Here is an 18,027-nt window from a genome sequence, read left to right on the forward strand (position 1 = left end):
TAGCTGAGGGTGGCCTGGTGGTGATTCCGCCGGGCGCCGTGCGCGCCTTCGGCGCCACCACCGACGGGCCCGCCGAGTTCCTGGCGGTGCTCACACCCGGTATCGTCCGCTTCGAATACTTCAGGCAACTCGGCCGGATCGCACGCGGGGAGGCGGACTGGGGCAGCATGGACGAATTGAACGACCGGTTCGACGTCCATTTCGATGGCGGACCGCAGTGGCGCTGACCAGCGTCGGACGAACACGCCGCGCGCAGGCGCGGCACTCGAGTGCCGTCAAGCGGTAGCGTTTATCGAGAGCTGGACCGCACGAAAGCGAGGTCGGCCCTGATCGGCCTCGCTACGCTCGGCGAGGCAACGGGCAGGAACGTATAAGGAGCAGCGGATCGTGACGACAGCCGGAGCGGCAGAGCCGCCGATGGGTGCTGGGGCGGAGCCGCTTACGGGCTCGCGACCGGGTCCGTACTCGGACGCCGCGGCGGAAACGCTGTGGGGCCACGGAGTCGAGCCGGTCCCGGACGACGCGACGCTCGGCCCGACCGGACGGCCGTTGCGGCTGGTGCCGGACCCGCCGCCGGTCGGCCAGCACGGTGACGCGCTGATCGTGGCCATGTGCAATCAGAAGGGCGGGGTCGGCAAGACCACCTCCACCATCAATCTCGGTGCCGCGTTGGCCGAGTACGGTCGTCGCGTGCTGCTCGTCGATCTGGACCCGCAGGGCGCGCTCTCGGCCGGTCTCGGCGTCGCCCACCACGATCTCGACTCGACCGTGCACGATCTGCTCATCGGTTCCAAAGTGTCCATCGACGACGTGCTGATGCAGACCCGTGTCGAGAATCTGGACCTGCTGCCGAGCAACATCGACCTCTCCGCCGCGGAGATACAACTCGTCAACGAGGTGGGGCGGGAACAGTCGCTCGGCCGCGCGCTCGAGAAGGTGCGCAGCCGCTACGACTACATCCTCATCGACTGCCAGCCCTCGCTCGGCCTGCTCACGGTCAACGCACTCGCCTGCTCGGACGGCGTGATCATCCCGATGGAATGCGAGTACTTCTCGCTGCGCGGGCTCGCGCTGCTCAACGACACCGTCGAGAAGGTGCGGGACCGGCTGAACCCTCGGTTGAGCCTGTACGGAATAGTGGTCACCATGTTCGACTCTCGACTGCTGCATTCCCGCCAGGTCATGGCGCGTGTCGTCGAGGTGTTCGGTGAGCTGGTCTACGACACCGCCATCGCGCGCACCGTCCGTTTCCCGGACGCCAGTGTCGCGGGCGAGCCCATCACCACATGGGCGCCCAAATCGAGTGGCGCCGAAGCGTATCGGTCGATGGCCAGGGAAGTCATCCACCGATCCGGCCGGTGAGCGGCCGCTCCGACCCCTCGTCTGCGTCCCACCACAACCCGTCCGGCCAGGGGTCTTCCGCGGCCGGACCGACATCCCCACCGGACGACCGCGCGCCCGATGCCGGAGGGCTCGACCCGGCCGCTCCGGCGAACGCTCCCGCGCTCGGAAACGCGGCGGCCGCGTTCGTCGCGGCAGGCCGGGACGCGGCGCCGCGGCGCCCGAACCCGGCCGTCGCCACCGGACGGACCCCGCCGGAGTCGGACAACGACGACCCATCCCCGGGGGACAGCGCGGACGAACCGTTCACGAAACCATCCCCGCAGCGCATCGAGCCGGTCGCGCGGGAGGTCGCCGAGCCGCAGGCCGATCGGCCCCCCGTTGCGGCCATACCCGACTCTGCGTCGGAGGTGGCGGGCTCAGCGCTGGAGGTACACGGCTCCGCGCTGGACGCCACAGGTTCTGCGGCGGCGACCTCCAGCCCCGCGCCGGAGGTCGCCGATCTTGCCCCGGAGGCATTCGCCCCTGCGGCGCAGGTACGCGGTGTTGCGTCACAGGCAAGCGGCCGTGTGTCGGAGGCATCTGGTCCTGTGTCGGGCGTGGCCGGTCCTGGGCCGCAGGTACGCGGTGTCGCGTCACAGGCAAGCGGCCGTGTGTCGGAGGTATCCGGTTCTGCGCCGGGTGTCGTCGGTTCTGTGTCGGATGTCGCCGGTCCTGCTTCGGACGCGGCCGGCTCCGGGCCGGACGTACGGCCGGTGGGGGAGACGTCGATGGACGAGCCGCGGGCGTCCGGATTCCGGCTGCGGCTGAGCAACTTCGAGGGGCCGTTCGACCTGCTGCTGAGCCTGATCAGCTCGCGCAAGCTGGACGTCACCGAGGTGGCGTTGCACAAGGTCACCGACGAGTTCATCGCCTACACCAAGGCGCTGACCGCCGGCATGGCGCGGCAGAATACGTTGCGCGCGGACAAGATTCTGGATCAGACCACGGAATTCCTGGTCGTCGCCGCCACGTTGCTCGATCTGAAGGCGGCGCGCCTGCTGCCGTCGGGGGAGATGACCGACGCCGACGACCTCGAGCTGCTCGAGGCGCGCGACCTGCTGTTCGCCCGGCTGCTGCAATACCGCGCGTTCAAGCAGGTCGCCGAACTGCTCGGCGAGCTGGAGGCGGCCGCGCTGCGCCGCTATCCCCGCGCGGTCGGGCTGGAGGAGCGCTACGCCGGCCTGCTGCCCGAGGTTAGGCTGGGTGTCGGGGCGGCCGAGTTCGCCGAGATCGCCGCGGCGGCCTTCCGGCCCCGTCCGGTACCCAAGGTCGGCCTCGACCACTTGCACACGCACGCGATCTCGGTGGCCGAGCAGGCGGCACTGGTGCTGGAGCGGCTCAAACAGCGTGGTGCGGGTGCGTGGACCTCTTTCGGTGAGCTGGTCGCCGACTGCGAGGTCCCGGTCCAGATCGTCGCCCGCTTCCTGGCGCTGCTCGAGCTGTATCGCGGCAAGACGATCGAGTTCGACCAGCCCGATCCGCTCGGTCCCCTGGCGGTCAGCTGGATCGGCGACGAGGCCGCGCAACAGGCGGACACTGTGACGATCGAGGAGGATTACGGGTGAGCGAGCACAGCGCGCGATCGCGCCCGAGCCGCGGCGAGGCGCCGTCGTGAGTGAGACAGTGGTGGAACTCACTCCCGAGCCGCTGGAGGACGCCGATCTGCGTTCGGCGCTGGAGGCCATGTTGCTGGTCATCGACGCTCCCGCGCCGGTGGACCAGCTCGCGGCCGCCCTCGGCGACAGCCCGGAGCGGGTCGAGCACACCCTGCGTGCGATGTCCGCGGAGCTGTCGGCGCGATCCAGCGGGATAGATCTGCGTTTCGTCGGTGACGGCTGGCGCTTCTATACTCGCAGCGAGTACGCGCCGTATGTGGAACGGATGCTGCTCGACGGCTCCCGATCGAAACTGACCCGGGCGGCGTTGGAAACGCTGGCGGTGGTGGCATACCGTCAGCCGGTGACCAGGACCAGGGTCAGCGCGGTGCGCGGCGTGAACGTCGACGGGGTGATGCGCACACTGCTGGCCAGGGGCTTGATCGCCGAGGCAGGCGTCGACCCGGAGACCAACGGGACGCTGTACCGCACCACCGAGCTGTTCCTGGAACGGATCGGGCTCGCTTCGCTGAGCGACCTGCCGCCACTGGCGCCCCTGCTTCCGGGCGTCGACCTGATCGACGAGATCAACGAGAGCCTGGAGACGGACCCCCGCTACACCAGGTTGAGGAAACCCGCCGAGGCCGATTTGGACCTCGGTACCGAAGAATGACAGGACATCATGAATACGCCCGCTCGCCGAGATGGCACACCGGATCGTAGGAAACGCGGCGCACAGCCCGAACGAGGCGGCGCGAGCCGCAACTCGAGTTCGCGCGACGCCCGTTCGGCCCAACGGGGCACCACCGCCCGTGGCGGCCAGCAGGCAGGCGCAGGCCGCGGATCCGCCCAGCGCGGATCGGGCCAGGCTCCCAGCCCGCAGCGGCACCCGGCCCCGGCCGGCAAGAAGAAGCCCAAGCCGCAGCGACAGGTCACGGCGCCGCCGCTGTTGAGCAACGCCAAGCCCGCGCGCCACCAGAACGTAGAGCCCGACGCGTCGGGCGGTCACGCCAAACTCCCCTGGGGCGAAGGCGAGCGGTTGCAGAAAGTTCTCGCCAAGGCGGGCGTCGCGTCGCGGCGGGCCGCCGAGGAGATGATCGCGCAGGGCCGCGTCGAGGTCGACGGCATGATCGTGCGCGAGCAGGGCCTGCGCATCGACCCGCAGCACGCCGTGGTGCGCGTCGACGGCACCCGCGTGGTGGTGCGCGAGGAACTGGTGCACGTCGCACTGAACAAGCCCAAGGGCTGGCAGTCCACCATGTCCGACGATCTCGGGCGCCCCTGCGTCGGCGACATCGTGGCGGAGCGTATCGCCGCTGGTCAGCGCCTTTTCCACGTCGGAAGGCTGGATGCCGACACCGAGGGCCTGCTGCTGCTCACCAACGACGGCGATCTGGCGCACCGGCTCATGCACCCGTCCTTCGAGGTCTCCAAGACCTACCTGGCCACCGTGCAGGGCGAGGTGAACAACCGCGCGGTCGGCAAGCGGTTGAAGGAAGGCGTCGAGTTGGAGGACGGTCCCGCGAAGGTCGACCGCTTCCAGGTGCTCGAGCTGGGTGAGGGACGTTCCTTGGTGAAGCTGGTGTTGCACGAGGGACGTAAGCACATCGTGCGCCGCCTGCTCGACGCGGTGGGCCATCCGGTCATCCGGTTGGTCCGCACGAATATCGGCCCGGTCGCGCTGGGCGACCAACGGCCCGGCACGCTGCGGGTGCTCGGCCGCGATGAAATCGGCAAACTCTACGAGGCGGTGTCGTTGTGAACGGTGTGGAGATCCCGGTGCAGGCGCCGGCGCGGATGGCCGGTACGAGCCCGCTGGTGATCGCCATGGACGGGCCGTCGGGCACCGGGAAGTCGAGCGTGTCGCGGCGCCTTGCCACCCGGCTCGGCGCCCGCTACCTCGACACCGGCGCGATGTACCGGGTGGCGACGCTGCGCGTGTTGCGCGCGGGCATCGAACTGACCGATACCGCGGCCATCGCCGCCGCGGTGAAGGAACTGCCGCTGTCCGTCGGCACCGATCCAAGTCGCGAGGTGATCGAACTCGACGGCGAGGACGTGCGCTCGGAGATTCGCGGCGACGCCGTCACCAAGGCGGTGTCCGCGGTGTCCGCGGTGGCCGAGGTGCGTGACCTGCTCGTCGCCATGCAGCGCGACATCACGGCGACCGCCGGGCGGATCGTGGTGGAGGGTCGCGACATCGGCACCGTCGTGCTGCCCGCCGCGGACGCCAAGATCTATCTGACCGCTTCCGCCGAGGCGCGGGCAAACCGGCGCAATCAGCAGAACATCGCCGAGGGCCGGGGCGACGACTACGCGGGCGTGCTCGCCGACGTGCAGCGCCGCGACACCCTCGACTCGACCCGCAAGGTGTCCCCGCTGCGCCCGGCCGAGGACGCGGTGAGCGTCGACACCAGCGAACTGTCCATGGACGAGGTTATCGACGAGCTGTATCGCGTTGTCGCGCAGCAGGTCTCGGCGTACCGGACCGGAGGTGACCGATGAACGAGGACGTGCTGGCAGGCGACGGCGTCTGGAGCGACGAGGCCGACTGGGAGCTGGCCGAACTCGAGGGCGAATTCGAGGACGTGGCGCACGTCGCGATGCCGACGCTCGCGGTGGTCGGCCGCCCGAACGTGGGCAAATCGACGCTGGTGAACCGGATCCTCGGCCGCCGTGAAGCGGTCGTGGAGGACATTCCCGGCGTGACCCGCGACCGTGTGTCCTACGAGGCGAATTGGGCGGGTCGCCGTTTTCTCGTCCAGGACACCGGTGGCTGGGAGCCCGACGCGAAGGGGCTGCAGCAATCGGTGGCCCGCCAGGCCGAACTGGCCATGCATACCGCCGACGCGATCCTGCTCGTGGTCGACGCCGTCGTGGGCGCCACCGCCACCGACGAGGCGGCGGTGCGGAAACTGCGCCGCTCCGCAGTCCCGGTCATCCTGGTCGCCAACAAGGTCGACGACCAGCGGGTGGAATCGGAAGCGGCGGCGCTGTGGTCGCTCGGACTCGGCGAGCCGCGCATGGTCAGCGCCGCGCACGGCCGCGGCACCGGCGACCTGCTCGACGATGTGCTCGCCGTGCTCCCCGAGACGCCGCGCGAGGGGACCGGCGGCGTCGGCCCGCGTCGTGTGGCGCTGGTCGGCAAGCCGAACGTCGGCAAGTCGAGCCTGTTGAACAAACTGGCCGACGACGAACGCTCCGTGGTGCACGATGTCGCGGGCACCACGGTCGACCCGGTCGACTCCCTCGTCGAGTTGGGCGGCAAGGTGTGGAAGTTCATCGACACCGCCGGGTTGCGCCGCAAGGTGAGCAATGCCAGCGGCACCGAGTTCTACGCCTCGCTGCGCACCAAGTCCGCACTGGAGGCATCGGAGGTGGCGATCATGTTGATCGACGCCTCGCAGCCGATCACCGAACAGGATCTGCGGGTGATCAGCTTGGTCGCCGATTCCGGGCGGGCACTGGTGCTGGCGTTCAACAAGTGGGATCTGGTCGACGAGGATCGCCGTCTGCAACTGGACCGTGAGGTCGACCGCGATCTGGTCCGGGTGCCGTGGGCTCAGCGGGTGAACATCTCCGCGCACACCGGCCGCGCGGTGCAGAAGCTGGTGCCCGCCATGGAGACCGCGCTCGAGTCCTGGGACAAGCGCATCTCGACGGGCAGGCTCAACACCTGGCTGAAGGAAGTGATCGCCGCGACCCCGCCGCCGATGCGCGGTGGCAGGCTGCCCCGCGTGCTGTTCGCCACGCAGGCGACCACGCGGCCGCCCACGTTCGTGCTGTTCTCCACCGGGTTCCTGGAGGCGGGTTACCGGCGCTTCCTGGAGCGCAGGTTGCGCGAGGAGTTCGGTTTCGACGGCTCGCCGGTGCGCATCTCGGTGCGGGTGCGGGAGAAGCGGGACCGCAGGAAATAGCGAGCACTTGGCTAACTTTTGGCGATCGTTATCGACAGTCGGCCTTTCGGGAAATTTCCTAGTAGAAGACCTTTTCTTCTCGGGTAGATGACGATCTGCGCGTAGGTATCGCGATGATGGCAAATGACTGGCATCATCCGGTTATGGTCACTCCCAGCGTGCTGCCGGAACCGCCGGCCGTCCTGACTCCGTTCGAGACGGGATGGCCCGTGCGTCTCGCCGATACCGACCGCGACCAGCGGCTGCGGCTCGACGGGGTCGCGCGCTACCTCCAGGACGTCGGGTACGACCATCTCGATGTCCTGGAGGACGGCGACATCCATCGACTGTGGGTGATCCGCAGGACGGTGGTCGACGCGCTCAAGCCTCTCGCGTTCGGAGAGTGGGCGACCCTGCGGCGCTGGCCCTCGGCGACATCCACCCGGTGGTGCACGATGCGGGTCCAGATCTGCGGAAGTGCGGGCGGTCTGGTGGAGACCGAGAGCTTCCTGATCCATTTCGGCACCGAATCGGGGGTCCCGGCCCGGATGAGCGACCGGTTCCTCGCGCCCATGCTGGCCTGCACGACCGAGCATCGGCTGCGCTGGAAGGCCGAGCTCACCGATCCCATGCCCGCCGTAGGCGAGCCCGGTGTACAGGTGCGGCGTTTCCCGCTGCGGGTCACCGACATAGACCTGCTCGACCATATGAACAACGCGGTCTATCTCACCGCCCTCGAAGAAGTGCTCGCCGATCACACCGAGTTGAAGTCCGTTCCGCACCGCGTGGTGGTCGAGTACGGCAAGCCGGTGCGGTCCGGCGAGGACGTCGAGCTTGTCGCCCGGCGCACCGACTCCAGCCTGGACGTATGGTTCGCGGTCGGCGCCGACTGCCGGGCGATCGCCCGCGTCACCCCGCGCTAACGGGCCAGTTCCTCGACGGTGGCGTGGGCGCCTCTGGTGCGCAGGCTGTCCAGCGCCGCCAGATACGCGGTCACGAACCGGGGGTGATCGATCAGGTCACCGAACAGCGAGCGCTCGCCCAGGAAGGCGGTGGGCTGCTCGCGTTGCCGCCGCGCGAGTGGCGTCAGCCGGTCACGGAGCCGGTCGACGATCTCGATCGCCGCCCCGCGCTCGTCGACACCCTCGGCATAGCGTGCCCAGCTCGCGACGACCGCCGCCGCGCAGTCGATCGCGCCGCCGGTGGCGAGCTGCGCTCGGACCACCGGCAGTAACCACTTCGGGATCCGGTCGGAGGATTCGGCGCACAGCCGGGCGATGGTGTCGCCGATCGCGGGATTGGCGAACCGGTCGAGCAGCGTCCGCTTGTAGGCGTCCAGGTCGACCCCGGGCACCGGACGCAGCGTCGGCGTCGCTTCGGCGTCCATGTAGCGCAGCAGGAAGCGCCGGAAGGCCGGGTCCTGTGCGGCTTCGTGGACGAGCCGGTAGCCGCTCAGATATCCGAAGTAGCACAGCGCCTGGTGGCTCGCGTTCAGCAGCCGCAGTTTCATCAGTTCGTATGGGGTGACGTCCTCGACGACTTGCACCCCGACTTCCTCGAAGGCCGGGCGGCCGAGTCCGAACGAATCCTCCAGCACCCACTGTGCGAACGGCTCGGTCACCACCGGCCAGCGGTCGGCGAGCCCGTACCGCCGCTCGATCTCACCGGTCGCCCCGGCGGGAGTCACCGGGGTGATCCGGTCCACCATCGAATTCGGGAAGTGCACCTGCTCCGCCAGCAGAGTTCCGAGCGCGGGATCACGCAGTGCGGCGAAGGCGCCGAACATCCGGCGCGCGACGTCCCCGTTGCCCTCGATGTTGTCGCAGGACAGCACGGTGAACGGCGCGATACCCCGGGATCGGCGCCGCACGAGCGCTTCGGTGACGAGCCCGAAAACCGTGGCGGGCGGCGCGTCCCCGGCGAGATCGGCGCGGATGGCGGGGTCGTCGGCGTCGAATTCCCCGGTGGCGGCGTCGATGTGGTAGCCGCCCTCGGTGATGGTGAGCGAGACGATCCGGGTGGCCGGATCGGTGAGCTTCGCCACGACGGCCCCGGGATCCTCCGGCGCGTACCGGTACTCGACGAGGGAGCCGATCGTGCGTGTGGTCCAGGTGCCGTCCGGCGCGACCGCCGACAGCGTGTACAAACCGTCCTGCGCCCGGAGCACATCGCGCATCCGGCGGTCACCGGGCAGCACGCCGACCCCGCAGATGCCCCAGGTCTGCCCGAGCCCGCGTTCGAGCAGGCGGTCGACGTACATCGCCTGGTGCGCTCGATGGAACCCGCCGACCCCGAAATGCACTATGCCGGTGGAGATCCGGGATCGGTCATAAGTCGGGGTCGAGACGCGATCGGTGAATTCCGTCATGGTCGCCGCCCGTAAGGGCGTCACGGTCGGATCCGGCATCACGCACCTCCCCGTGTTGTGTGGATCACACTTTAGTGCAGTGGCGGTGCCGGATCGGCCGGATGCGGTCAGCTCGGCGGAGTCGGCAGCAGCGAGTCCAGCCCGTGGCGCCGGGCGCCGAGGACTCGCTCGGAATTCGCTCGCTCGACGTCCGCGGCGAATCCCGCGGTGCGCCACCGTCGCACGGCCAGCCGGGTGTCCTCTTCGATGAGATCGGCGTTGAGCGCGGCGGCGGCGGTCACGCCACCGGCGGCGGATTGCACCACCCCGGCCAGGATGTCGGTCACATTACCTGCTACCCAGACGCCGGGAACCGACGTGCGTCCACCGGCATCGGCCACCACGTGCGTGCCCGATCCCGAAGGGTGCTCGGCGGTCTCGACGCCGAGACCGATCAGCAAGCCGTCATGGGCGACCAGCCGCGGTGGGAGCGCCAGCGCCGCGATCGGCACCACGCGGCCGGATTCCAACCGGGCCCCGGAAAGGCGGTCGTCCACCACCTCTAGCGCGCGCACCGCACCGTCCACCACGGCGATGCCGCGAGCCGCGAGCCGCTCGGCCTGTTCCGCGGCCGGGGCGGGGGAGGTGTGCCGAAGCAGCGTCACTCGTGCACTCCACTGCCGGAACAGCAGCGCGTGGTGCACCGAGCCGAGCACGCCGATCGGCCGGTCGCGGATCTCCCAGCCGTGGCAGTACGGGCAGTGCACGACGTCGCGGCCCCATCGTTCCCGCAAGCCGTCGATCGGTGGCAGTTCGTCGACCAACCCGGTCGCGACGAGCAATCGGCGACCGTGCAACCGCTCGCCGCGGTCGGTGTCCACCACGAATCCGTCCGGGGTCCGCTCTGCCGTCGCGGCCCGCCCGTACCGGATCCGCCCGCCGTACTGCTCCACTTCCCGTGCGCCGATCGTCAGCAACGCCGTCGGCGCGATGCCGTCGCGCGTGAGCCACCCGTGCACACCCGCGGCGGGCGCGTTGCGTGGCTCGCGCGCGTCGAGGACGACCACCGAGCGGCGCGCCCGCGCCAAGGTCAGTGCCGCCGACAAACCGGCCGCTCCGCCGCCGATCACCACCACATCCACTTGCTTTTCTTCTGTCATGCCACACAGTGCCGAAGGTGCGGCCGAATCGGCAAATATTCTTGCTGAATCAGCAACCCGGGCCGAGGTTGCCTCGGCCCGCGACACTCTCGGTCCGCCATCCGGCCGTCGATTTCGCCACACTCGATCGTTTCCGTGCCCGAGACCGAAAGGGCCGGCCCTGAACCCGCGCGGTGCGCCGGGGCGTCCACCCCGTTCTCCCGGTCCGGGGACCTACCGGGAGGTTTATCGCGGCATGACTGGGTAGACCGTCGATACCCGGATCGACGGCAGAAAGGTTGAAACGATGTCCCAACCCATCACCAGTACCTTGGACCCGGAGCAGCAGCGCATCGCGGGCGAGACGCTGCAGGATACGGTGGTCGACCTGATCGACCTGTCGCTGATCGCGAAGCAGGCGCACTGGAACGTGGTCGGCTCCAACTTCCGCTCGGTGCACCTCGCTCTGGACGAATTGGTGACCGTGGCACGGGAGTTCACGGACGCGGCCGCCGAACGCGCCACCGCCGTCGGGGTCAGCCCGGACGGGCGCGCGGGGACCGTGGCCAAGGATTCCGGCGCGATCGGTATCGGCGAGGGCTGGCAGCAGGATACCGACATCATCGATGCGATCGTCGGCAACCTGGCCGCCGTGATCAAGCGGCTGCGCGAACGGATCGCGGCGACCGAGAAGGCCGATCCGGTGACCCAGGATCTGTTCTTGGCAATCGCGGCGCGACTGGAGCAGTTGCACTGGATGTGGCAAGCGCAGCTCGCCACAGTCTGATGCGGGTGATCACATGCGCGTTCGGCGCGCCCGCCACCGAGACCACCACGGTCGCGGTGCGGATCCCCGCCGACGCGCGACACCTGGCCCTGATCCGCGCGATGACGGACACCGTCTGCCTGGTCGCCGACGTCCCGCTCGACGCGGCCGCCGACATCCGATTGGCGATCAACGAGTCGGCCACCATGCTGCTGGCGGGCGTCGCGCCCGGCTCGGTGCTCGGCTGCGCGTTCACCTACGGCGCGGACCGGATGAGCGTGCGCGTCGACTCCGTCGCCGCGTTCGGCGACGAGGTGGCCCAAGGCGATCCGTTGAGCTGGGAACTCGTACGCCTGCTCACCAGTTCCCTGTCAATTTCTCGTGACTCTTTTGATTCCGAGATCGGCGGGTATCCGACCGTTATCGAATTCAGTTGGGAACGAGGGCCATTTGATGACACGTGAGTTCACGACCGACGGGAATGGCACGACGGGCCGTACGCGCGCCGGGGACAGCTACGACAACATCGAGCCGTGGTTCGAGAAGATGGCCTCGATGGAGGAGGGCGATCCGCACCGCGCCGCGCTGCGCGAGGAGGTGACGCGACGGTGTCTTCCGCTCGCCGAACACATCGCCCGCAAGTTCTCCGGCCGCGGTGAGTCCTATGAGGACCTGCTGCAGATCGCCCGGGTCGGGCTGGTGCTCGCGGTCGACCGATTCGACGTCTCCCGCGGCAGCTCCTTCCTCGGCTTCGCGGTTCCCACCATCATGGGCGAGGTGCGCAGGCACTTCCGGGATCACACCTGGTCCTTGCGAGTGCCGCGGCGGCTCAAGGAGATTCAGCTGCGCATCGGCCCGGCCACCGAGACGTTGTCGCATCGCCTCGGGCGGATGCCGACGGCACGCGAGATCGCCGAGGAATTGGACGTCGAGCTCGGCGAGGTCACCCAGGCACTCATCGCGAGCAACGCCTACCAGACCAACTCCCTGGACGCCGGCGGCCGCGAGGACGGCGAAGGTGCGCCGCAGGCGCTGGCCGACACCATCGGCGCGGAAGAACCGTGCTACAACCTGCTGGAGCAGGCGATGGCGGTGCGTCCCCTGATCGCCGAGCTGCCGCCGCGCGATCGGCAGGTGCTGATCATGCGCTTCTACGAGTGCCGCACCCAGACTCAGATCGCGGAACAACTGGGCGTCTCCCAGATGCAGGTGTCGCGCATCCTCGCCCGAATTCTCGGCGAGCTGCGCAAGCGCGCGCTCGACTCCGACGAACTCGCCTCGCGCGCGGCCTGACTTCCCCTACGTGCGCGGGCGGGCGACCGATCCGGTCATCGGGCTGGCGCAGACCTCGCTCGTCCAGCCGCACGGTAAGGCGCAGCCGGCGATGACTTTGGTTTCCATTTCGCCGTTGTCGTAGCGCAGTGTGGTGCTCTCCGCGTAAGCGGGATAGCCGCACGCTCGGCATTTGCCGAAGAAGTCGAGGATCTCCTCGGCGCGGGAGTGCGCGATTCGTCGTGCGGGCTTGTCGTCCATAACCTCTCCAGCCAGCGTGCGGTCCTGCCGAGCAGGCGTCTGCGACGTTAGGACCGGCCGTCGCCGCCCCGTGGGCGTTCGGGTGATCGTTGGGCTCATTCACAGGCGCCGCGCGGGGGAATTGGGCCGGTTCCCAGCCTCAGGTGAATGCTGGGCAATCGCAGGATATTTCCTGCGTACCGCTGGTAGTGGCGACGAGTCCCGAGCTACTTGACCTTACCTGTGACTGACGTTACAAAGGAGCTACCCGCCGACCCGAAGTTCTTCGAACCGGCCGACGAGAAGTGCACAAGTTGGTTACCGATGTCATCGATGTAGTCGCCGAATTCGCTATCGCCCGCAAGACCATCTGGGATCTGCTGCTCGAACCGCAGACCTATCCGCGCATGTTCACCGGCATCGGCGCGTGTGAGCAGATCCAGTCGGCCGACGGGAACGTGGTCTGGCAGATGCGCGTCGGCACCTACGAGTCCGGCATCCGTACCCATCAGATCCGGCTCAGCGTAGGCCGGTGGTACGAGAGCTTCGAGATGCAGTACGCCGCACTGGGCAGCTTCGCGTCGGTGCGACTGCACGGTGACGAGGAGCGCACCAAAGTCACGGTCACCTATTTCGCGCCCAGCCGCGTGCACCCGCGCGTGGCGGAGCTGTCCAATGTGGCGATCGCGGAATGGACCAAGAGCGGACTGAAGCGGATGGCCGACGTCGCCAAGGGCGCACGAACCTCCCTGGTGGTCAACGGGGAGGATTCGCCGATCCGGCGCAACGCGGGCGTCGCGCGGCAGATGGTGGCCAGCGGCGTCGTGCTGCCGGTCCGGCTCGATCGCAGCTTCAGACAGCTGCGCTCACTGGCGAAGTGGGGTTTCAACCTGGCGGGCGGATACGCGGCGGGTGCGGCGTCCACTCCCGAGCGGACCGCGATCATCGACGACCACGGCACCCGCTCCTTCGCCGACATGCATGAGCGCACCAATGCGCTGGCCGGCGCGATGGCCGCGCACGGTCTGGGCCCGGGAGACGCCATCGGGCTGCTGGCACGCAATCACGCGGCCATGGTCGAGTGCATGGTCGCCGCGGGAAAACTCGGCGTGGACGTGGCTCTGCTGAACGCAGGGCTGGCGGGCCGCACCATCGAGGAGATCGTCCAGCGCGACCGGCTCACGGCGCTGTTCGTCGACGGTGACCTCGAGGAGTTGGTGCGCTATCTGCACGCCGACATCCCGCGCTACAACACCGACGAGCTGCCCCCTGTACCCGACCGGACGACGGTGGACCAGCTCGTGGCCGAGGGGCACACGACCTTCCGCACGCCTGCCCAGCCGGGGCGGCTCATCGTGCTCACCTCGGGGACCAGCGGGACGCCGAAGGGAGCGCGCAGGCCGCATCCGAAGGGCTTCGGGTCCATCGCGGCATTGCTGTCGCGCATCCCGATGCAGATGAACGAGACCATGCTGATCCCGGCCCCGCTCTTCCACACCTGGGGGCTGGCCGGCCTGCAGCTGAGTACCGCGCTGCGCGCGACCGTGGTGCTGGCGGGGCGGTTCGACGCGGAGGATTGCCTGCGCCGCATCGCGGAGCACGAGGTCAACACCGTGATCGTCGTGCCGACCATGGTGCAGCGCATCCTCGACCTGCCCGCGCACGTGCGCGCTCGCTACGACACCTCCAGCCTGCGGCACATGATCAGCTGCGGCGCGCCGCTGGCGGGCGCGACCGTCGAGCGATTCATGGAGGTCTACGGCGACGTCCTGTACAACGTCTACGGTTCCACCGAGGTCTCGTGGGCGACCATCGCGACCCCCGATGACCTGCACACTTCGCCGACCACGGCCGGACGCCCACCGCTGGGCACCAAGGTCGCCGTGCTCGGGCCGGACCACCGCAGGTTGCCGATCGGCGCCACCGGCCACATCTTCGTCGGCAACCACATGCTGTTCGACGGTTACGTCAACTCGGCGCCGCCGGACGAGGCGCACGGCATGCTCGACACCGGCGACCTCGGTTACCTGGACGCCTCGGGGCGGTTGTTCATCGCAGGCCGGGACGACGAGATGATCATCTCCGGCGGCGAGAACGTCTTCCCGCGCCCCGTCGAAGAGGCGCTAGCGCACTTGCCGCAGGTCAGTGACGTCGCGGTGGTCGGTGTTCCGGACCACGAATTCGGTCAACGGCTGGTGGCCTTCGTGGTGAAACGCGAAGGGGCCGGGCTCGATTCGGACATGGTCCGTACCTACATCCGCAACCGCTTGAGCCGCTTCTCGGTCCCGCGTGAGGTCACCTTCCTCTCGGCGCTGCCGCGCGGCGACACCGGCAAGATCCTCAAGCGCCTGCTGGCCGGCCCCGCTGCGGCGAAACCGGAGCTGCCGCCATCGATCAACGGGCTCGGGACGGCGGGTTCGTCCTGACCTCCGAGCGGCGATCCGTCGGCCCGGCCGCCGGTTCGGCGCTCTGCGGTGGCGCGGCGTCCGGTCAGAAGACGGTGTCCTCCAAGTCGGTCAACGCGGATTCCAAATGGTCGAGCAGCCTGGCCACGTCCGGCACGCTGCGGCGGCAGGCGACGATGCCGATGTCCAGGCTGTCGGCATTGCTGGTCAGGGTGATGTTCACCGCCTGGCCGTCGAGGGGGATCGACAGCGGATAGCTGGCGGCGACGCGGGCGCCGTTCCAGTACTGGGGTTCGCGCGGCCCGGGGATGTTGGAGATGACGATGTTGAACGGTGGGCTGGTCAGCGCGACCGTGGCCGGGAGCAGCAGCGACAGGGCGAGCGGGCTCAGGGTCAGCGCCGAGAGCGAGACCGCCTGCACGGGGGAGAGCGTGCGATAGATTTCCTTGCTGCGGTGCATCGAGGAGCTGATCGCCGCCAGCCGCGCGGCCGGGTCGGGCAGATCGGTGGCGAGATTGCACAGCAGCGCCGCCACGGCATTGCCACCGCCACCGCCGTCGTCGGATTCGGGGCGCAGCGAGACCGGGACCATGGCGATCAGCGGCTTGTCCGGCAGCGCGAGATGTTCGAGCAGATAGGCGCGCAGCGCACCCGCCGACATGGCCAGCACCACGTCGTTGAGCGTGGTGCCGGTCATCTTCTTGACCAGACGAATCCGATCCAGCGGCCACGAGCGCGCGGCGCAGCGGCGGGCTCCGCCGATCGGGACGTTGAACATGGTGCGCGGAGCGGCGAAAGGCAGCGTGAGCTGCTGCTCGACCAGCGCGGTACGAGCCAGGCGCAAGGCCGAAGCGGCCGAGCCCGCCGCGGCGATCAGCGCACGCGCACGGGTGCCGAGGGTGTGGCTGCGCGGTGAGTGCTCCCGGTGCCCGGTCGAAGGCTGTAGATGCCATGGCACCAGCGCTACACCCGACTCCGGGTCGGTGGTGAGCGTCCGCTGCAACAAGCGTTGCGCGCCGACGCCGTCGATGAGCGCGTGGTGCATCTTCGCGTACAAGCCGACCCGGTCGCCGGCGAGCCCTTCGATCAGATGCGCCTCCCACAGCGGCCGATGCCGGTCGAGCAGGGTGCTGTGCAGCCCGGCGGCCATCTCGGTCAGGGCGTCCAGACCTCCCGGTTCCGGCAGCGCCCACCGTTGAACGTGATAGTCGAGTTCGACGGCGCTGTCCACGGCCCAGGCCAGCTGAGGAGTGCCGAACAGCCGAGCCGGGCGTTTGCGGAACATGGGGTGGAAGTCCTGATCGCCCGCGAGCGTCGCGTACGCGCGCCGGGCGAACTCGGGTCCGGTGCCGTCCGCGGGGTCGAAGATCGACAACGAACCGACATGCATCGGATGCTCGCGTGATTCCGCGAGGAGGAACAGGGCGTCGACGGGCGAGATGAATTCCATGGGCAGTTCCCTCCTGGCGACGCCGCGACTCCGCCACGGTCTGGATCAGGACGGGGGGACGGTCGGCGACGGGCGTGCCGGACTGCTCATGGCACGGGCGACCCGTGCCGGTCGAACGACCATCCACCCACCGATGATTCGATGCCGAATCCGGACCGGCTGGGCGGTTCGCCGCGAATTGTGCGCCTCGGGCTCAGGACAGGCGGCTGACCGGCCAATCCTGCGGCAGCTCGAGGCGTTCGCTGATCATGCTGACCGCGGTGTGCAGCGCCTGGATCTCGTCGACACCGCTGGCCACCGAGGCGCCCTGCTCGCTGATGTGGAACCGGCACAGATGCCGGCGCCGGTCCGCCGCCAGGTAGGGCCTGCCGATGATGATCGACAACGAACTGTCGGCATCGCGCAGGGTGCGGGCCGCGATGAGAGCTTGTGACTCGTGCTCGGCCGTCGTGGCGGCGCGCGACGGGCGGGTGGGAGCGACGGGAAAGCCGGGGTCGGACGGTTCGGCGACCACGAAGTGCGCGCCGTGGCTGTTGGCTTGCCGCAGCTCCTGAGCGATTTCTTCGAAGGCGCGGTAGAGCGCGGCGATGGAGTCGACGCCATGCGCCCATCGCTCGCCGATGCCCTGGATGCGGAATCCGCACACCACGCCGGTGTCACCCGGTGCCATCTGCGGCTTCCCCACCTCGATCGACACTTCTCGCGTGGCATCGGCGACGGTGCGGGTGGCGATCACCTCCCTGATCCGTCGCCATTTCGTGCTCGCGATCGCACCGCCGTGTCCGGACTCTCGCACCGCGGGCGTGGTCGTGTCGCCAGTGACCCGCGCCGGTATCGCTCTCATGAATTCTGGAGTACCCAAGTCGGCCCCCGGTTTATCCTGCGGTTCGAAGTGACCTGGGCCGCAGAGCGAAGACACGCCGGACGGCAAAAGGGTTACCGGACGGTTAACGCGCCTCGGGTTTGGCAGGCTGTCGCCGAGGTGTGATGGTGGGGCCGCGACGATGAGGAGGGGCGGACGAAGTGGTGACGATTGCGCAGTTGCGAGCGGTTCTTTCGATTCTGCGCGTCGACCCGGACGAGGTCGGCGGGTGGTTGGGTGGCACGGGTCTGCGCGGTCCGGACGCTGAGCGGGTCCTGCTCATCGGTTTGCTACACCGGATCGCGAGCAGTGAGCTGCGCCAGGTCGTCACCACGACGATGGACGACGAATCGGCCGCCAAGGCCGCCGCGGTGAGCACCGTCCCGGTGAACGGCGAGAACCCTACGGAACAGGTGCGTTTCGACGCGCACTGGCTGCACGACCGTATCGGCGCGCTGGCGGCGGGCACCAACGTGGAGCCGGTGCCGGTCCTGTTGGACGCCGCCGCGCGGTCGACGGATGCGGCCGAGACCCTGTTGCTGCTCAGCCGCAACCCCCGCGGCCACGACGCGGACACCAGATGGGAGCGAGCGCTCGACGATCTGGGGCGCGCCTATCACTTGATCAACGACGAACGCGTGGGCCGCTCGAACACGACGACCGCGCCGCTGT

At 69.0% G+C, this 18,027-nt stretch carries 19 protein-coding genes; 13 read left to right on the forward strand and 6 right to left on the reverse strand.

Annotation, left to right across the window (positions count from 1 at the left end; all coding sequences use genetic code 11):
- The first annotated feature begins 17 nt into the window (after positions 1-17).
- Positions 18-227, forward strand: a complete 210-nt coding sequence (locus ACFU5M_RS26455) for a hypothetical protein (protein ID WP_379053506.1) — start codon at positions 18-20, stop codon at positions 225-227.
- A 190-nt stretch (positions 228-417) separates the two neighbouring features.
- Positions 418-1,362 carry a ParA family protein gene (locus tag ACFU5M_RS26460; protein ID WP_379053531.1) on the forward strand — a complete coding sequence of 315 codons (945 nt, stop codon included), beginning with the start codon at positions 418-420 and terminating at the stop codon, positions 1,360-1,362.
- Here the strand turns inward: ACFU5M_RS26460 and ACFU5M_RS26465 are convergent.
- Positions 1,340-1,651 carry a hypothetical protein gene (locus ACFU5M_RS26465; RefSeq protein WP_379053507.1) on the reverse strand — a complete coding sequence of 104 codons (312 nt, stop codon included), beginning with the start codon at positions 1,649-1,651 and terminating at the stop codon, positions 1,340-1,342. The two genes, ACFU5M_RS26460 and ACFU5M_RS26465, sit on opposite strands and share 23 nt — an antisense overlap.
- A 460-nt stretch (positions 1,652-2,111) precedes the next feature.
- On the opposite strand from ACFU5M_RS26465, the gene ACFU5M_RS26470 reads away from it, so the two are divergent.
- From ACFU5M_RS26470 to ACFU5M_RS26495, 6 genes are all read left to right on the forward strand, one after another.
- Positions 2,112-2,948: a segregation and condensation protein A gene (locus tag ACFU5M_RS26470; protein ID WP_379053508.1), complete on the forward strand. Its 837-nt coding sequence runs from the start codon at positions 2,112-2,114 to the stop codon at positions 2,946-2,948.
- 46 nt (positions 2,949-2,994) lie between these two features.
- Positions 2,995-3,651, forward strand: coding sequence for an SMC-Scp complex subunit ScpB (gene scpB / locus ACFU5M_RS26475; protein WP_379053509.1), 657 nt, complete (start codon positions 2,995-2,997; stop codon positions 3,649-3,651).
- A 9-nt stretch (positions 3,652-3,660) separates the two neighbouring features.
- Positions 3,661-4,740 carry a pseudouridine synthase gene (locus ACFU5M_RS26480; protein ID WP_379053511.1) on the forward strand — a complete coding sequence of 360 codons (1,080 nt, stop codon included), beginning with the start codon at positions 3,661-3,663 and terminating at the stop codon, positions 4,738-4,740.
- Positions 4,741-4,775: 35 nt separating this feature from the next.
- A complete protein-coding gene (gene cmk, locus ACFU5M_RS26485) occupies positions 4,776-5,483 on the forward strand; it encodes a (d)CMP kinase (protein ID WP_379053533.1) in 708 nt (235 codons plus the stop codon).
- Positions 5,480-6,895: a ribosome biogenesis GTPase Der gene (gene der, locus ACFU5M_RS26490; protein WP_379053512.1), complete on the forward strand. Its 1,416-nt coding sequence runs from the start codon at positions 5,480-5,482 to the stop codon at positions 6,893-6,895. Before cmk ends, der begins: the two co-directional genes overlap by 4 nt.
- Before the next feature lie 143 nt (positions 6,896-7,038).
- Complete coding sequence (locus tag ACFU5M_RS26495) at positions 7,039-7,797, forward strand: acyl-[acyl-carrier-protein] thioesterase (protein ID WP_379053513.1); 759 nt, start codon at positions 7,039-7,041, stop codon at positions 7,795-7,797.
- On the opposite strand, the gene ACFU5M_RS26500 is transcribed toward ACFU5M_RS26495, so the two are convergent.
- Together ACFU5M_RS26500 and ACFU5M_RS26505 are read right to left on the reverse strand one after the other, a co-directional pair.
- Positions 7,794-9,281: a mannitol dehydrogenase family protein gene (locus ACFU5M_RS26500; RefSeq protein ID WP_379053515.1), complete on the reverse strand. Its 1,488-nt coding sequence runs from the start codon at positions 9,279-9,281 to the stop codon at positions 7,794-7,796. The two genes, ACFU5M_RS26495 and ACFU5M_RS26500, sit on opposite strands and share 4 nt — an antisense overlap.
- 68 nt (positions 9,282-9,349) lie before the next feature.
- Positions 9,350-10,381 carry an NAD(P)/FAD-dependent oxidoreductase gene (locus ACFU5M_RS26505; protein ID WP_379053517.1) on the reverse strand — a complete coding sequence of 344 codons (1,032 nt, stop codon included), beginning with the start codon at positions 10,379-10,381 and terminating at the stop codon, positions 9,350-9,352.
- Between the two features lie 286 nt (positions 10,382-10,667).
- On the opposite strand from ACFU5M_RS26505, the gene ACFU5M_RS26510 reads away from it, so the two are divergent.
- From ACFU5M_RS26510 to ACFU5M_RS26520, 3 genes are read left to right on the forward strand one after another with little or no spacing between them, the layout of a single operon-like run.
- On the forward strand, positions 10,668-11,147 hold the full coding sequence (locus tag ACFU5M_RS26510) for a Dps family protein (RefSeq protein ID WP_379053519.1): 480 nt from the start codon (positions 10,668-10,670) through the stop codon (positions 11,145-11,147).
- A 5-nt stretch (positions 11,148-11,152) separates the two neighbouring features.
- Positions 11,153-11,590, forward strand: a complete 438-nt coding sequence (locus tag ACFU5M_RS26515; RefSeq protein WP_379053520.1) for an anti-sigma factor — start codon at positions 11,153-11,155, stop codon at positions 11,588-11,590.
- On the forward strand, positions 11,580-12,419 hold the full coding sequence (locus tag ACFU5M_RS26520) for an RNA polymerase sigma factor SigF (RefSeq protein WP_379053522.1): 840 nt from the start codon (positions 11,580-11,582) through the stop codon (positions 12,417-12,419). Before ACFU5M_RS26515 ends, ACFU5M_RS26520 begins: the two co-directional genes overlap by 11 nt.
- A 6-nt stretch (positions 12,420-12,425) precedes the next feature.
- Here the strand turns inward: ACFU5M_RS26520 and ACFU5M_RS26525 are convergent, their stop codons facing one another.
- On the reverse strand, positions 12,426-12,659 hold the full coding sequence (locus ACFU5M_RS26525) for a hypothetical protein (protein ID WP_379053524.1): 234 nt from the start codon (positions 12,657-12,659) through the stop codon (positions 12,426-12,428).
- A gap of 293 nt (positions 12,660-12,952) precedes the next feature.
- Between ACFU5M_RS26525 and ACFU5M_RS26530 the strand changes: the two genes are divergently transcribed.
- Entirely contained in the window at positions 12,953-15,064 is a 2,112-nt protein-coding gene (locus tag ACFU5M_RS26530; protein ID WP_379053526.1) for an AMP-binding protein, read from the forward strand.
- A gap of 64 nt (positions 15,065-15,128) precedes the next feature.
- Here ACFU5M_RS26530 and ACFU5M_RS26535 read toward each other — a convergent pair whose 3' ends face one another.
- Both ACFU5M_RS26535 and ACFU5M_RS26540 read right to left on the reverse strand, forming a co-directional pair.
- Positions 15,129-16,493 carry a wax ester/triacylglycerol synthase family O-acyltransferase gene (locus ACFU5M_RS26535; protein ID WP_379053527.1) on the reverse strand — a complete coding sequence of 455 codons (1,365 nt, stop codon included), beginning with the start codon at positions 16,491-16,493 and terminating at the stop codon, positions 15,129-15,131.
- A 193-nt stretch (positions 16,494-16,686) separates the two neighbouring features.
- A complete protein-coding gene (locus ACFU5M_RS26540; protein ID WP_379053528.1) occupies positions 16,687-17,337 on the reverse strand; it encodes a DUF6968 family protein in 651 nt (216 codons plus the stop codon).
- Between the two features lie 182 nt (positions 17,338-17,519).
- Here ACFU5M_RS26540 and ACFU5M_RS26545 point away from each other — a divergent pair.
- A partial coding sequence (locus tag ACFU5M_RS26545; protein ID WP_379053529.1) for a hypothetical protein occupies positions 17,520-18,027 on the forward strand: 508 nt, incomplete at its 3' end.

It is taken from the genome of Nocardia sp. NPDC057455 (genome assembly GCF_042802775.1).
Classification (GTDB): Bacteria; Actinomycetota; Actinomycetes; order Mycobacteriales; family Mycobacteriaceae; genus Nocardia.

What these genes read in the sequence shown, in the direction of transcription:
- ACFU5M_RS26495 (WP_379053513.1), top strand. Translation starts at nt 7,039, where the DNA reads ATGGTCACTCCCAGCGTGCTGCCGGAACCGCCGGCCGTCCTGACTCCG.
- ACFU5M_RS26500 (WP_379053515.1), bottom strand. Translation starts at nt 9,281, where the DNA reads ATGCCGGATCCGACCGTGACGCCCTTACGGGCGGCGACCATGACGGAA.
- ACFU5M_RS26520 (WP_379053522.1), top strand. Translation starts at nt 11,580, where the DNA reads ATGACACGTGAGTTCACGACCGACGGGAATGGCACGACGGGCCGTACG.
- ACFU5M_RS26525 (WP_379053524.1), bottom strand. Translation starts at nt 12,659, where the DNA reads ATGGACGACAAGCCCGCACGACGAATCGCGCACTCCCGCGCCGAGGAG.
- ACFU5M_RS26480 (WP_379053511.1), top strand. Translation starts at nt 3,661, where the DNA reads ATGAATACGCCCGCTCGCCGAGATGGCACACCGGATCGTAGGAAACGC.
- cmk (WP_379053533.1), top strand. Translation starts at nt 4,776, where the DNA reads ATGGCCGGTACGAGCCCGCTGGTGATCGCCATGGACGGGCCGTCGGGC.
- ACFU5M_RS26510 (WP_379053519.1), top strand. Translation starts at nt 10,668, where the DNA reads ATGTCCCAACCCATCACCAGTACCTTGGACCCGGAGCAGCAGCGCATC.
- ACFU5M_RS26535 (WP_379053527.1), bottom strand. Translation starts at nt 16,493, where the DNA reads ATGGAATTCATCTCGCCCGTCGACGCCCTGTTCCTCCTCGCGGAATCA.
- ACFU5M_RS26470 (WP_379053508.1), top strand. Translation starts at nt 2,112, where the DNA reads ATGGACGAGCCGCGGGCGTCCGGATTCCGGCTGCGGCTGAGCAACTTC.
- ACFU5M_RS26505 (WP_379053517.1), bottom strand. Translation starts at nt 10,381, where the DNA reads ATGACAGAAGAAAAGCAAGTGGATGTGGTGGTGATCGGCGGCGGAGCG.
- ACFU5M_RS26460 (WP_379053531.1), top strand. Translation starts at nt 418, where the DNA reads ATGGGTGCTGGGGCGGAGCCGCTTACGGGCTCGCGACCGGGTCCGTAC.
- der (WP_379053512.1), top strand. Translation starts at nt 5,480, where the DNA reads ATGAACGAGGACGTGCTGGCAGGCGACGGCGTCTGGAGCGACGAGGCC.
- ACFU5M_RS26540 (WP_379053528.1), bottom strand. Translation starts at nt 17,337, where the DNA reads ATGAGAGCGATACCGGCGCGGGTCACTGGCGACACGACCACGCCCGCG.